This is a genomic window from Xanthomonas cucurbitae (assembly GCF_002939885.1).
GTDB lineage: Bacteria > Pseudomonadota > Gammaproteobacteria > Xanthomonadales > Xanthomonadaceae > Xanthomonas > Xanthomonas cucurbitae.
The window spans coordinates 113355-127283 of record NZ_MDED01000004.1 but is presented as its reverse complement, the minus strand read 5'-3'; the positions used below and the strand labels follow the sequence as shown (position 1 = coordinate 127283).

General features: G+C 68.2%; 8 protein-coding genes. 3 read left to right on the top strand and 5 right to left on the bottom strand.

All coding sequences use genetic code 11. The annotated features are described in order from the left end of the window. Window positions 1-181 precede the first annotated feature (181 nt). Window positions 182-694 (bottom strand): RcnB family protein, encoded by a 513-nt coding sequence (locus tag XcuCFBP2542_RS03945; RefSeq protein ID WP_104602373.1) that lies wholly within the window; start codon window positions 692-694, stop codon window positions 182-184. Between the two features lie 226 nt (window positions 695-920). On the opposite strand from XcuCFBP2542_RS03945, the gene ettA reads away from it, so the two are divergent. Next, entirely contained in the window at window positions 921-2582 is a 1662-nt protein-coding gene (ettA, locus tag XcuCFBP2542_RS03940; RefSeq protein WP_039408257.1) for an energy-dependent translational throttle protein EttA, read from the top strand. A 95-nt stretch (window positions 2583-2677) separates the two neighbouring features. Here the strand turns inward: ettA and def are convergent, their stop codons facing one another. Beyond that, the gene (def, locus tag XcuCFBP2542_RS03935; RefSeq protein WP_104602318.1) at window positions 2678-3193 is read right to left on the bottom strand and encodes a peptide deformylase; all 516 of its coding nucleotides are present in this window, start codon (window positions 3191-3193) and stop codon (window positions 2678-2680) included. A gap of 442 nt (window positions 3194-3635) precedes the next feature. Here def and XcuCFBP2542_RS03930 point away from each other — a divergent pair, with 442 nt between their 5' ends. Continuing rightward, window positions 3636-4058: a post-PEP-CTERM-1 domain-containing protein gene (locus XcuCFBP2542_RS03930; protein WP_104602317.1), complete on the top strand. Its 423-nt coding sequence runs from the start codon at window positions 3636-3638 to the stop codon at window positions 4056-4058. Beyond that, the gene (locus XcuCFBP2542_RS03925; protein WP_104602316.1) at window positions 4051-5709 is read left to right on the top strand and encodes a PA domain-containing protein; all 1659 of its coding nucleotides are present in this window, start codon (window positions 4051-4053) and stop codon (window positions 5707-5709) included. Before XcuCFBP2542_RS03930 ends, XcuCFBP2542_RS03925 begins: the two co-directional genes overlap by 8 nt. Window positions 5710-5903: 194 nt before the next feature. Here the strand turns inward: XcuCFBP2542_RS03925 and XcuCFBP2542_RS03920 are convergent, their stop codons facing one another. The 3 genes from XcuCFBP2542_RS03920 to bcsB are packed head-to-tail and all read right to left on the bottom strand — an operon-like array spanning window position 5904 to window position 13890. Continuing rightward, entirely contained in the window at window positions 5904-10430 is a 4527-nt protein-coding gene (locus XcuCFBP2542_RS03920) for a cellulose synthase subunit BcsC-related outer membrane protein (RefSeq protein ID WP_104602315.1), read from the bottom strand. Further along, on the bottom strand, window positions 10412-11593 hold the full coding sequence (gene bcsZ / locus XcuCFBP2542_RS03915) for a cellulose synthase complex periplasmic endoglucanase BcsZ (protein WP_104602314.1): 1182 nt from the start codon (window positions 11591-11593) through the stop codon (window positions 10412-10414). Before bcsZ ends, XcuCFBP2542_RS03920 begins: the two co-directional genes overlap by 19 nt. After that, window positions 11590-13890 carry a cellulose biosynthesis cyclic di-GMP-binding regulatory protein BcsB gene (gene bcsB, locus XcuCFBP2542_RS03910; protein WP_104602313.1) on the bottom strand — a complete coding sequence of 767 codons (2301 nt, stop codon included), beginning with the start codon at window positions 13888-13890 and terminating at the stop codon, window positions 11590-11592. The genes bcsZ and bcsB overlap by 4 nt, the downstream gene beginning before the upstream one ends. Window positions 13891-13929 lie beyond the last annotated feature (39 nt).

The following is a 13929-nucleotide window of genomic DNA, read 5'->3' as shown; positions in this document are numbered from 1 at the left end:
CTCCGGGGCAGCTGCAGCCAGTAGGGCCGCCGATTGTAAGCCCCTGCCGCACGGGTGACCAATCGCGCGGATCACCTGGGCGGTGCGCTTGCGCGGCAGACATGGCAAAGGCGCACCCGAAGGTGCGCCTTGTGTGATGACCGGCGCGATTGCCCGGTCGCGGCCAGGCGCTGGCGCCGGGTCAGTGGTTGAGCACCAGGTCGGCAATGATGCCGGTGGCGATGGCCACCATCAGCAGATTGCCGCGGTCATCGCGCTGCCAGCGGTAGCCGTACGGCGGGCGACGCAGGTCGTAGCGGTCGTAATCGTTGATGACGTAGACCGGGCCGTGATAGCGCTGGCCGCGGGCCCAGTACGGACGCGGCGGCGGGCCGGCGCGGTAATAGGCCGGACGGTCGTAGACATACACCCGGTTGCCGTAGCGGCGATCCTGGTAGCGCGCGTCACGATAGCCCTCGCGGTATCCGCTGTTGTAGTGGCGACGGTCATCGCGCCACTCGCGGCGGTCGGCCCGGCGATCATCGCGCCATTCACGACGATCGGCCCGGCGGTCATCACGCCAGTCGCGCCAGTCGCGGTCAGGGCCGCGCCGATCACGGTCGCGGTCCCAGTCCCCGGCAACAGCGGCCGGAGCTACGGAACCCAGCAGCAGGATGGAGGAAAGCACGGCGGTAACAATGCGTTTGCGGTTCATGACCAGCTGCTGTTCGCGATGTCGCAATTTCATTAAGACGCTGCCCGCCTTAATGCATTCTTTCTGGAATCGGTTACGAAAATCCCTATTCAGGTCATAGGTAGGCTGCCATTTAGCTGCAGCTCGGCGTGCCGCGGCCTCCGCCACTTGCCCGTATAATCGAGGTCATCCCTTTTCCGCTGCCTCCGGCCTCGGCCGGCGGGCTGCCTGCGTCCACGGAGCCCCAATGTCGCAATACATTTACACCATGAACCGCGTCAGCAAGGTAGTCCCGCCCAAGCGGCAGATCATCAAGGACATCTCGCTGAGCTTCTTCCCGGGCGCCAAGATCGGCCTGCTGGGTCTGAACGGCGCCGGCAAGTCGACGGTGCTGAAGATCATGGCCGGCGTGGATACCGATTTCGAAGGCGAAGCCCGCCCGCAGGCCGGCATCAAGGTCGGCTACCTGGCGCAGGAACCGCAGCTCAATCCCGAGCACACCGTGCGCGAAGCGGTCGAAGAAGGCGTGGGCGACGTGCTGCAGGCCCAGGCCGCGCTGGATGCGGTGTACCTGGCCTATGCCGAGGAAGGCGCCGATTTCGACGCGCTGGCCAAGGAACAGGAGCGCCTGGAGGCGATCCTGGCCGCCGGCGATGCCCACACCCTGGAAAACCAGCTGGACGTGGCCGCCGATGCACTGCGCCTGCCGCCATGGGAGGCCATCGTGGGCAAGCTGTCCGGTGGCGAAAAGCGCCGCGTGGCGCTGTGCCGCCTGCTGCTGCAGAAGCCGGACATGCTGCTGCTCGACGAACCCACCAACCACCTGGACGCCGAGTCGGTGGAATGGCTGGAGCAGTTCCTGGCGCGCTATACCGGCACCGTGGTGGCAGTCACTCATGATCGCTACTTCCTGGACAACGCCGCCGAGTGGATCCTGGAACTGGACCGCGGCCGCGGCATTCCGTGGAAGGGCAACTACACCGACTGGCTGACCCAGAAGGACGAGCGCCTCAAGCAGGAAGACAACCAGGAAAAGTCACGCCAGAAGGCGATCCAGAAAGAACTGGAATGGTCGCGGCAGAACGCCAAGGGCGGCCGCACCAAGGGCAAGGCGCGTCTGGCCCGCCTGGAAGAGCTGCAGTCGGTGGATTACCAGCGCCGCAACGAGACCAATGAAATCTTCATCCCGCCGGGCGAGCGCCTGGGCAACTCGGTGATGGAATTCAAGAACGTCTCCAAGAAGTTCGGCGACCGCCTGCTGATCGACAACCTGTCGATGATCGTGCCGCCGGGCGCCATCGTCGGCATCATCGGCCCCAACGGTGCCGGTAAGTCGACCCTGTTCAAGATGATCACCGGCCAGGAGAAGCCCGATTCCGGCGAGATCGTGGTCGGCCCGACCGTGCAGCTGTCCTACGTGGACCAGAGCCGCGACGCGCTGGAAGGCAACCACAACGTGTTCCAGGAAATCGCAGGCGGCCTGGACATCCTCAACATCAATGGCGTGGAGATCCAGTCGCGCGCCTACATCGGCCGCTTCAACTTCAAGGGCCAGGACCAGCAGAAGATGGTCGGTTCGCTGTCCGGCGGTGAGCGCGGTCGCCTGCACATGGCCAAGACGCTGTTGCAGGGCGGCAACGTGCTGCTGCTGGACGAACCGTCCAACGACCTGGACATCGAAACGCTGCGCGCACTGGAAGATGCGTTGCTGGAGTTCCCCGGCAACACTTTCGTGATCTCGCATGACCGCTGGTTCCTGGACCGTATCGCCACGCATATCCTGGCGTTCGAAGGCGACTCGCACGTGGAGTTCTTCCAGGGCAACTACCGCGAGTACGAAGAAGACAAGCGTCGCCGCATGGGCGACGATGCCGGCCCGAAGCGCCTGCGTTTCAAGGCGCTGAAGTAAGGGCGTTGCAGCAGCAAGGACAGGGCGCCATCAGGCGCCCTGTCTGTTTGTGATTAGCGTGCGGGTAGACGGCACGCGGCGGTCGTCGCCAGGCGCTACAGCTCGTACGACAACACGTCTTCGAAACCGAAGGTGTCGAAGTTCTCGATGCGTGAGGGGTACAGGCGACCGACCAGATGGTCGTATTCGTGCTGCACGACGCGCGCGTGGAAGCCTTCGGCCTGGCGATCGATCGGCGTGCCGTCGGGCGCGAAGCCGCGGTACCGGATACGGCGATAGCGCGGAATCACCGCGCGCAACCCGGGAATCGACAGGCACCCCTCCCAGCCGTTCTCCATCTCTTCCGACAGCGGCTCGATCTGCGCATTGGCCAATGCGGTACGCGGCACGGCAGGCGCCTCGGGATACCGCTCGCTGGCCTCGAAGCCGAACACCATCAATTGCAGGTTCACCGCGATCTGCGGCGCCGCCAGCCCCACGCCGCGCGCGTCGTCCATGGTGTCGAACATGTCGGCCACCAGCGCCTGCAATTGCGCGCTGCCCAGGTTGGTCACCACAGGTGCCACGCGCAGCAGGCGCTTGTCGCCCATGCGGATGATCTCGCGAATCATGCCGATGCTCCCGAAAAAACGATGCCGCGATCTTAGGACGTGGGGCCAGACCGTGCGGTGAGCGAAACGGCCGGCGCCGTGTCGAGACAGGCTGGGCGCCTGGCCGAAGCCGGCCACTGGACAGCTGCGCACGGCCATGTCGACGCGCCAGGCCAGCGGCAAGACGGCGCGGGCGACACGCAACGGCCAGCAGCAGCCGCGTCAAATTCCCGGCTAGGCACCAGTGAAAAGGCAACTCCCTGGTGAACGGGTAGCCGGACGCATCCACAGAACTGACTTTTTCAGCACATCGATTCGCCATTTGCTCCCTTCCCGTCAAAATTTTGACACAAATCACGGATTCATGATTCAGTCATCAACAGACTAAAACGGAAGGATCCACCCGAACACCGCTCCCTCGCACCACTTTCTTTCTGCCGTTGGACCCAAGGAAACCCCAACAATGATGAGCTTTCGCAAGCCTGGATGGATGTTGTCCGGTGCGCTGTGTCTGGCCTGCCTGCCGGCAATTGCCGCGGCGCAGGATGTCGCCGCCAGCTCCAAGGTCGGTATCGATCCCGCCACCGGCAAGTTGCGCCCGCTGACCGACGCCGAGAGCGCGGCGCTGGATCAGCAGGCCGCCTCTGCCGCCGCCCGCAGCGCCACCGGCCGGGCGACTCCCGCCGCGCTGCCACAGAACGAAGCCGCCGCCCTGGCCAGTGTCCGTCGGCTGCCCAACGGCACCGTGGCGCGCAAGTTGCCGGCCACGCAAATGAGTTCGCTGACCGCCACCCGCCAGGCCGATGGCCGCATCGTGATCGAACACGGCGATGACGCCGACACCCAACCCGCCCACGCCGAGCACGGGGCGCTGCCGCATGAATAAGCCCTTGTTGCTGTTGTCCCTTGCGGTGGGTGCGGCACTCGCGACGGCGCAGGCGTCGGCTGCCACCGTCACGCTCATCAATGGCGATGCCGGCACCGTCGTCGGCTTGAACGACCCGACCGCCACTGCCCCGCTGGGTGGCAATCCCGGGCGCTCGGTGGGCGAGCAGCGTCGTATCGCCTACCAGTACGCCATGGACCTGTGGGGCGCGGTGCTGCAGAGCACTGTGGAGATCAAGGTCTACGCCTCGTTCGCGCGGCTGACCTGTACCGCCACCGGCGGCACGCTGTGCCAGGCCGGCCCGAACTGGATCGTCAACAACTTCCCCGGCGCCAAGCCCAATACGCTGTACCCGTCTGCGCTGGGCGATGCGATCGCCGGGCAGGACCTGGTACCGGATCCGGCCGATCCGGCCGACGTGTTCTCGCAATTCAACGGCGACCTGGGCAAGGACGACTGCCTGGCCGGCTCGGGCTGGTACCTGGGCCTGGACGGCAAGACGCCGCAGGGCCAGATCAACTTCCTCAACGTGGTGATGCACGAGATCGGCCACGGGCTGGGCGCTGCCGGCTTCCTCAACAAGACCACCGGCGTACTCGGTTCGGGCAGCGGGCTGACCGACGTCTACACCTCGCAGGCCTATGACAACGTGCAGAACAAGCGCTTCGACGACCCGGCCATGACCAATGCCCTGCGTGCCGAGGCGATGCGCACGCCGGGCCGCACGGTGTGGGCCGGCTCGGGGGTCAACCGCGAGGCGGCGTTGGTCCTGGATCCGCGCACCCTGCTGCAGGTCACTGCACCCAGCAGCGCTGCCGGCAAGTTCGAAGTGGGCTTTGCCAGCTTCGGGCCGCTGGCGACCGCCAGCAATTTCCCCGCCCGCGCGGTGGTGACCGTCAACGATGGCGTTGCGGCCGCCTCGGCCACCGATGGCTGTGAGACGCCATTCGCCAACGCCGCCGAGGTGACCGGCAAGGTGGCGCTGATCGACCGTGGCACCTGCGCCTTCGCCATCAAGGCCAAGAACGCCCAGCTCAATGGCGCAGTGGGCGTGATCGTGGCCAACAACGCCGCCGGCGTGCAGACCATGGGCAATGCCGCACCGCCGATCACCGACATCACCATCCCCGCGATCATGGTGTCGCAGGTCGATGGCGCGCGCCTGAAGGGCAGCACCGGGGTCGTGGCCGGGCTGTACGAGGATCCAGAGCTGCTGCAGGGCACCGACAGCGCGGGGCGCACGCGCTTGTATGCACCCAGCGTGGTGGCCGGCGGTTCGACGTTCTCGCACTTCGACACCGACCTGCAGCCGAACGCGCTGATGGAGCCGTTCGATACGCCGGAAGTGCAGGCGCAGCTGAACATCGACCTGACCCCGGCGATGTTTGCCGACATCGGCTGGACCTTGAACCGTGGCCTGACCCGGCTGGGCAACTGCAATACGCTGGTACCGACCGTGGAGACTGGCGGCCTGATCGTCGGCGCCAACCTCACCGCCGAGAACAGCCTGTGCAAGACCCAGAATGCAGGCAACCGCCTCGGTTACCTGAGCTGCATGAACGACCATCTGCGTGAGCTGGAAGACCAGGGTGCGATCAGCCGCGTGCAACAGGCGGCCACGTTCGTCTGCGCCACCAAGGTTCGCCCGTAAGGCAAGCGTGTACCAGGTGATGGGGATGCGGACGGCGCCGGAAGGCGCCGTTCGTTTGTGTGATGCCGCCTGCCGTCACCGGCATCGCTGCACGCGGCGTGGCAGGTAGCAATGCCACCTGCCACGCCGCGCGCCGGCCGGCCACGCCGCGGCAACTACCCGCCGCGTAGCGAACCGGCAGTGCCGCGATTGCCTCAGCGATCCGCCGCGTACGGCGAGGTCAGCACCTGCGGTGCGCGGCCCAGCGCGGCGCCCAGGCGATCCATCACGAAACGCAGATAGAGATTGCTGCTGAACTGGTTGTAGTCGCGTGCGTTGTTGAAGGTCAGGCGCCCGCCCAGGAACAACTGCGGCGCCACCTGCCACTCGGCCGCGCCGCTGAGGTTGTAGGACACCCCGGTGCGGCTTTCGCCCGCGTACACCGGGTCGGTGTAGCGGTCGACCAAACCGAGCAGCGCCGCCAGCGACGCGGCATCGTAGGCAGCCTGCTGCAGGGTTGGGTCGGTGGGGAAATACGGCGTGGGATCGGTCTTGAAGTGCTGCACGCCGATGCTGGCATCGACCTTCCAGTTGACGCTCTGCCCGACGCTGCGGCCGCTCCAATGCACCGGGAATCCGAGGTCCACATACTCCTGCGGGCTGAAGTAACCGCCGTGCCCGTAGGTGAAGCCGCTGAGGTTCTTGGCGTACTGCATGGCGGTCAGATTGACGCCGGCGGTCAGCGACTGGTTGCGGGTTTCCAGCGCATGCACGTAGAAACCCAGGTCGGCCTGACGGTGGTCGTTGTCGGCCACGTTGTTGCCGGTCAGGCGGTGTGCGGCGAGATTGGCGTAGCCACCGAGCAGGCCGTTGTCGGCAGTGGCCGACAGCGCGATGCCGTTGCTGCTGACACCGCCCCATTCGCGGCCGCTGCGGCCGTCCTGTACGCCGGCGAACGACAGCACGCTGTCGGTGACCGCGCGCCGCGAGGCATCGGCCGACCAACTCACCGTCTCGCCGAGCTCGCCGCGATAGCCGACCCCGCCGACGATGTTCTGCTCCTGGAATCCGATCGGCGTGCTGCCGACATCGGCGCTGAAACCGCCGTTGCGATAGCGCACACCGACGCCGACGCCGGTGTCGTCCTGGCTGAGCCGGCGCGCACCGTTGCCGGTGGCGGCCATGCTGTTGAGCGTGGCCGCCAGCGAGGTCGGCGTCTGCTGCGCGGCGGCGGAACTGCTGGCCAATGCCTGCAACGCGGCGCCGTCGCCGGCGGCCAGCTGTTCGCTGATGGCGGTGTTGCTGAGGATATCCCGCGCCAGCTGCGCGATCGGCGTGTTGGACGCATTGACGCTGAGCAGGTACGCCGGCAACGGTTCGTTGGCCAGCGCGGCCAACGCCGCCGGCGTGCTGTTGTTGTTCTCGGTGAGCAGCTCGCCGAACAGGCCGGTATTCAAGGCATAGCGACGCAGGCGTTCGCGCGTGGCGGCGGTGTTGCCTTCGGTGGCGAGCAGTTGATACACCGACGAGCTGGTCAGCGCGTCGATGGGGCGGCGATCAGCGGCAAGCGCGTCGTTGACCGCCGTCTGCGGGCCGCTGCCGAAGCGGCTGGCGGTGGCGTAATCGGTGGTCAGGGTGCCGGCATCCACCACGGTGGGCGTCAACGTGACGCCGAGCTTGCCGTCGCCCACCGCGAACTCGGCCTGCACCGGCATTTCGATGTCGTCCAGGCGGCCCAGGCCGTCTTCGCCATCGCGCGAGCGGTACAGCGCGCCACCGGCGAGGTTGTCGCTGTTTTCCGACTGCACGGCGCGCAGTTCGTCGAGCACGCTGTTGCCGCCGTTGACCGGCGGCAGTGACTGCGCCGCGACGCCGCGCGGGCGCAGGTCGTCGGCCGGTGCCAGCGTCGGCACGCTGCGTGCGGGCAGGCGCGAACGGCTGGCCGGCGCTGGCAGCACCGCCGGCGCGGCGCTGGCGCTCACCGGCGGCGGCAAGGGATCGGCACTATTGCCGGCGTAGGCATACGCGTCGGCAGTGACAGGCGCGGGGACGGGCGCAGCGAAGCGGGCAGCGGCCGGTTGCGCGGGCAGCGGCGCCAGCGCGGTCTGCGCGTAGGCGTTGCCTGCGTCCATGCGCTCGGACAGCACCGCCGGTGAGCGCGGCATGCCGCCGGTCATGCCGGAGAACGGATTGAGCGGGCGACCGGACGAGGCCACCATGGCGGGGCCGCGTGCCGAAGGCAGGCCGTTATCGAGTTGGCCGGCCTGGCGCTGCTGGGCGGCCAGCGAGGCGCGGAAATACTGCTCGGCCTTGCGGTTCTTGCCGGCGCTGCGATACACCCGGCCGGCCGCGGCCAGCACGTCCGGCGACTCCGGCGCCTGCGCCAGCGCGCGTTGCAGATAACCCTCGGCACTACGCAGATCCGACTGCGCGGCGGCGCTGTTGGCGGCGGCAGTGAGCGTGTCCAGGTCGTCGGGATGGCGCTGCAGGATCTGTTGATACAGCGCCAGCGCCTGCGGCTGGTCGCCGGCGGCGGCATACAGCCGCGCCAGCGCGGCCTGCGCGTCGCGGTTGTCCGGTTGCTGCGCCAGGATCGGCGACAGTGCGTCAAAGGCGCCTTCCAGATTGCCCAGCTCGCGCAAGGCATCCACCTGGCGCAGCGTGTAGGCGCTGCGCAGGGTCTGATAGCGGCGCAATTGTTCCGGCGTCATGGTGGTGGCTTGCAGCTGGCGCAGCACCGCCGACAGCTCGGCGTCCTGCTGCGCACGTAGCAGCACGTCGGCATAGTGCAGGCGGTCTTCGGTACGCGGGTTGGCGCCGGTGACCAGGCGCTGTGCCAGCACCAGCGCGCGCGGGGTGTTGCCGGCGTCGGCATGTGCACCGGCCAGCGCGGCCAGCAGTTGCGGGTCGTCGAGCTGATTGCCGAGCGCGGTTTCGGTACGCGCCAGCAGTTGCTGGGCCTCGCCCACCCGACCCTGCTGCACCAGCCTGCGCGCCTGGCGTGCCTGCAGTTCGATCCAGGCGGTGGTGCGCAGCTGGGTCATCTCCGGCGTGCGCGCTGCAACCGGGATGCGATCCAGACTGTCGTAGGCGCCCTGCCAGTCGCCGCTTTCCTGGGCGAACAAGGCATGGGCATGCAGCGCTTCGGGTTGATCGGCATGCACGGCAAGCAGGCCGTCCATGACGCTGCGCGCCTGATCGGGGCGGCCGGCCTGTTGGTAGAGACGCGCCAGATCCAGGCGGATCCAGGCATCGCCGGGGCGTTCGACCATGGCCGCTTCCAGCTCGGCCTGCGCGCTGACCGCATCGCCGGCATCCAGCGACTGGCGGGCACGCGCACGCTGCACGTTGGAACGCAGCAAGGCCTGTCCCCCGGACTTGGCGCGTTCGGCGGCCGGCAGGCGGTTGAACAACTCGGTGGCTTCCTGCATGCGGCCCTGGCGGCTGTACAGCCCGACCAGGCCCTGCAGGGCGCCGGCATTGTCGGCATCGCGCGACAGCGCCTTGCGATAACTGGCCTCGGCCGCGACCGGGTCGCCGGCGGCCTGCAATCCGCCCAGCGCCACATGGCCTGCCGGCTCGTTGGGCAGCAACTGCACCGACTGTTCCACCAACTGGCGTGCCTGCGCCAGATCGCCGCGCGCACGCGCGGCCTCGGCCTGCTGCAACTGCTGCCAATAGCGCGCGCTATCCAGCGCAGGTTTCCATTTGCCATTGCTGGCCGCCGCCGGGCGCAGCAGCTCCTGCGCTTCGGAGAAACGTTGCTGGCGCAGACGCACCGAGCCCAGCCCACCCAGTGCCTCGGGGTCGCGCGCACGCGCACGCAGCACCTGGGTGAAGCGTTGTTCGGCCACCCCCAGGTTGCCGGCGTTGAGCGCGCGGAAGCCTTCGCCGAGCGCAATGCCATTGGGATCGGCCGGCGTGGTCTCGGCGCTGCGGCGGTTGCTCAGCTGACCGAGTTTGGCGGTGACGTCCGCATCGTTCGGGGTGCCGGCCAGAAACGCCTGGTACAGCGGCGCATCGGCGGTGTTGGCATTGAGCCACAGCAGCGCCTGGCGCCAGCTGATGCGCGCCGGGCCGCCGACGTCGGCACGCTGCGCCAGCGTGCGCAGCTGCGCGATGCCGTCGCGGCGGGTGGGTTCGCGGTAGCTCAGCACCTGGGCCAGCGCCAGCTGCAGCGACGGATTGCCCGGTTCGCTGGCCTGCAGCTTGCGCAGACCGTCACGGGCGCGCTCCCAGCCGGTGGGCGTGCCGGCCAGCGACTGGTAGTACTCCAGCGCCAGGGTCGGCGGCGGTGCCTTGCCGGCGAACACGGCCTCGTAGCTGCGCGCGGCTTCGACATACCGCCCGGCGGCAGAAGCGCGGCGCGCGTTGCGCAGATTGGGGTCTTCGCCGGCGGCGGCGCTGCCGCGCGCGCCGATCGCCACGCGCAGGCGCTGGGCCTGCGGCGACTGCGGGTGGGCGGCTTCAAGTTGCTGCAGGCGCTTGCGCGCTTCGGACTGGCGGCCCTGCGCCAGGTCGATCTGGGCCAGGCCGAGCAAGGCGTCGGGCTGGTCCGGGTCGATGCCGAGCAGCTTTTTCCAGGTATCGGCGGCCAGGTCGTCGCGGCCCTGGTCATGCCAGTAATTGCCCTGCCCGACCAGTTGCTGGGTGGCGCCGGTCTGCGCATGCACCGGTGAGGCGAGCAGGCACAGGTCGATCATGCCGGCGAGGTAGAGCGGCGTCAGGTTTTTGCGGAGCATGCAGGCGTTCTCCAGGCGGGCAGCAGGCGCCCGTCTGCGGCAAAGCGGTAGCGGTTCTCAAGCCAGCCCTGTCCAAACAGGGCCAGCGTGCGTTCGTAGTACGGCAGGGCGGCGGCCGCAGGCTGGGCGGCGGCGGGAATGCGCTGCGCCTGCGCCTTGAGCAATGCGGGCTGGCCCAGGGCACTCAGGTACGGCAGCAGCGCAGCGGAAAACCCCACCGGCACCGGGCCGGTGCCCACGCCGCGTGCGGTGTCGATCTTTTCGGCGAAACCGGTGCCTGCTGCCAGCAGGTCGGCCGGGCCGGACAGGTCCTGCAGCAACCTGGCGCGCAGCGGTTCGCCAGCATCGAGCATGCCGGCCCACAGATACACGCGGATGGCGTCATAGCTGCCGACAGTGCCGCGCTTGGGATCGGCGCTGAAGCGGGTGCCGTCCCACACCGTCCAGTCCGGGGCGAACCCCACCGGCGCACTCTCGCGCAGCACGCGCGCGCTGTTGGCGGCAATGGCGGCCCAGGGACCTTTGGGATCGGCAACGACGCAGCGACGCAGCAGTTGGATCGGCAGGTAGCTGGGGTTGAGCGTCCAGCGGCCGTTGTCCGCGAATCCGCTGCGGCCGGGCAACAGCATCGGGCCGATCCCGGGCAGCGTGGCCACTTCCTGCGCACGCATCAGCTGCAGGATCTGCTGGCCGGCCTTGACGTAGCCGGGGCGGTTCCACAGCCGGCCGGCTTCCAGCAGGGCGTAGGCGATCCACAACTCGCCGTCGCTGGCGGTGTTGGGGTCTAGCACCCGCCAGTTGCCGCCCTCGTCGCGGCCCCACAGCCAGGCCGGCAGGTTCAGGTCCGGGCGGCCGCCGCACAGGTTGTGCCGGGTCCAGCCCAGCACCTTGTCGAACAGCACCTGGTCGTTGGCCACCAGTGCGAAGAACAGCGCATACGACTGGCCTTCGGAGGTGGAGCGCTGGTCGGCGTTGAGGTAATCCACCACCCGTCCATCGGGCTGGATGTGCCTGGACACGAAGGCATTCCACAACGGCCAGCTGCCGCACTGCGCCGGTGCCGGCTTGGCGCCCGCCGGCAGCACCGCGGCCAGGCCAGCCAGCGCGCCGGCGCGCAGCAGGCGGCGGCGGATCATGCCGCTGGCGGTGGGATGTGCGCTCATGTGCTCGTTCCTTCGTTGAGTCGCTCCGCAGTGTGCCGGCGCAGCAGCACGCGGGCGGCCAGGGCCAGCAACAGCGCCAGCAGCACCACGGTGAACGCCAACCACACCGGGTGGTGCGAGAAGTACCAGCGCAACCAGGTCGGCAGCGGCAGGTGGCCCACGTAATAGGTCTGGTTGCCGACCAGGCTGGTGACCTTCTTCTGCTGCAGCAAGACCACGCTGCCCTGGAAGTCCTTGAGCAGGGCCGGGTCGAACCAGGCATCGAACAGGCGGCTCATGTTGGCCGGGTCTTCGGTCTGGAACGCGACCACGCTGCGGCCGGATGCCAGCGGCGATTCGAAGCCCATCAGCAGCACGTCATCCGGCTGCGGCTGCAGCGCGATCTCGGCGGTGGTGGGCAGGTCGGTGCGGCGCGCGTCGAAGGACAGGAAGGCGGGCAGTTTCTCGAACAGCCAGTCGCTCAGGTCGATGCGCCGGCCCTGCCCGTCCTGGCTCAACGGCAACTGCGCCTGCCATTGCTTGAACAAGGGCTGCGAGGTGGCGCTGCCCAGCAGCAGCAGATCGCGATCGGCGTGCTGCTGCACCGCGCTGGGGCCGATGATCTGCACATGCAACGCCGGGTAGCCGGTGGATGCGCCGAAGCGCCCGAGCAAGGTCAGCACATTGCCCAGATCCTGGTCGCCCGGGTTGTTGGGCAGCACGATGGTCGATTCGGCCAGGTCGGCCAGCCGCGTGAACGGATAGCCGGCGTTGGCGAACGCGGCCAGGTTCGGCATCGCCATGTAGTGATGGAAGCCGCTCAGGTCGATGGTGGAATCGGCATCGATGGCGCCAGAGACGTCCGGGAAACTGTTCTTGCATTCCTCGTCCTGCGGGCGATCGAAGAAGAAATGGAAGCGCAGCTGGCTATTGGCCGAAAACGCGCCCACCGGCAAGGTCAGGTCCTGGTGCACCGGCATGCTGCCGCGCGCGCCCAGGCTGTTCCACCAGCGCATCGGGGTGGACTCGGCGAACGGGCGCCCGGTCAGCGGCAGCGTGGTGACGAACGACTCGTTGATGCTGACGTTGAGCGCGGACTTGTTGTCCACCTCCGGCACCGTGTAGCGGTATTTCAGCGCCACCGGAATGCCCTCGCGCTCCCACACGAACAGGTCCGGCGGCAGCTGCAGGCCGACCCGGATCAGGTCCGGGTGGTAGCCGGTGACATTGAGCGCGCCGGGTTGGGTGACCAGATCACCGAAACGCACCGGGTGTTCGCTGGAGACCCACTTGGGCGCGTCATAGGGCTGGCGCGGCGCCGGCGCGGACATCTCGCCAATGCGGGCTACCGCACCGGTCAACGGCGCACGCAGCGCCAGTGCGGCGGCGGCACGTTGCAGGTCATCGGTATTGCGACCGAGCACCAGCAGCAGCTTGCCGTTGGGATCGGTGGGGTTGACCACCACCGCCACGGTGGGGCCACGGATATCGGCCACGCCGCTGTCGGCGGTGGCGAACTGCGCCGGCAAGGTGGCCGGGGTGGCGAACACCACCGCATTGCCGCTGGCCGGCAGCGCCGTGGTCGATGCCGGGAACACCGCGCCGCGATACCCGGCCAGGGTGCCGAACCACGAGGCCACCGTGCCGGCCGCCTGCAACGTGTCCATGTCCGGCTGCTGCGGGAAATAGAACGGCAGCTCCAGCCGGCGCGTGTCGCGCACATCGAAGAACGGCACCGGCAGCAGTGCCAGGTTGTTGGCCAGCGCCAGCGGCGTGGTGGTCAGCGACAGGCTGGTGGCCGCGTCCACGTTCGCCCACAGGCTGCTGTGGTCGGGGTCTTCGCACTCGCGCGTGTAATGGCCGATCAGCTGCAGGTTGAGCTGGTTGTAGTCGGTAATCAGGCGCGGGTCGATCGGCACATCGGCCGAGAGCAGCTTGCCCGCGTTGGCCTTGTCGGTGGGCAAGGTGGCCACGGTGACGCCGTTGATGGTGACCTTGACGTGCGACAGGTCCGGCAGCAGCGACGGCGAATAGCTGTATTTGAGATTGAGCGTGGCGGCGGTGACGATCTCGTCGCTGCGCACGCTGAAGGGCACCCCGGCACTGCCCTGCACGCCGCGCAAGGTGATTTCGTAATCGATGCCCAGATCGCGCAGCGTGGCCACGCGCGCGCTGCCGGCGGGCAGCGGCGCCTCGGGCACGGTTGCCGCGGCGGCCTGCGCATCGGCTGCGGGCGCCGTCGGCGCGGCCTGCTGCGCCTGTGCCAGACCGGCCAGGAGGGTAAGCGCGCAGGTCAACACGGCGGGGGACATTCGCATCAATCGATTCTTGGCAAGGGAAAGGGACACAGCACGCAT

Coding starts and splice junctions, on each gene's coding strand:
- ettA (WP_039408257.1), top strand. CDS start 921: ATGTCGCAATACATTTACACCATGAACCGCGTCAGCAAGGTAGTCCCG.
- XcuCFBP2542_RS03945 (WP_104602373.1), bottom strand. CDS start 694: ATGAACCGCAAACGCATTGTTACCGCCGTGCTTTCCTCCATCCTGCTG.
- def (WP_104602318.1), bottom strand. CDS start 3,193: ATGATTCGCGAGATCATCCGCATGGGCGACAAGCGCCTGCTGCGCGTG.
- bcsB (WP_104602313.1), bottom strand. CDS start 13,890: ATGCGAATGTCCCCCGCCGTGTTGACCTGCGCGCTTACCCTCCTGGCC.
- bcsZ (WP_104602314.1), bottom strand. CDS start 11,593: ATGAGCGCACATCCCACCGCCAGCGGCATGATCCGCCGCCGCCTGCTG.
- XcuCFBP2542_RS03925 (WP_104602316.1), top strand. CDS start 4,051: ATGAATAAGCCCTTGTTGCTGTTGTCCCTTGCGGTGGGTGCGGCACTC.
- XcuCFBP2542_RS03930 (WP_104602317.1), top strand. CDS start 3,636: ATGATGAGCTTTCGCAAGCCTGGATGGATGTTGTCCGGTGCGCTGTGT.
- XcuCFBP2542_RS03920 (WP_104602315.1), bottom strand. CDS start 10,430: ATGCTCCGCAAAAACCTGACGCCGCTCTACCTCGCCGGCATGATCGAC.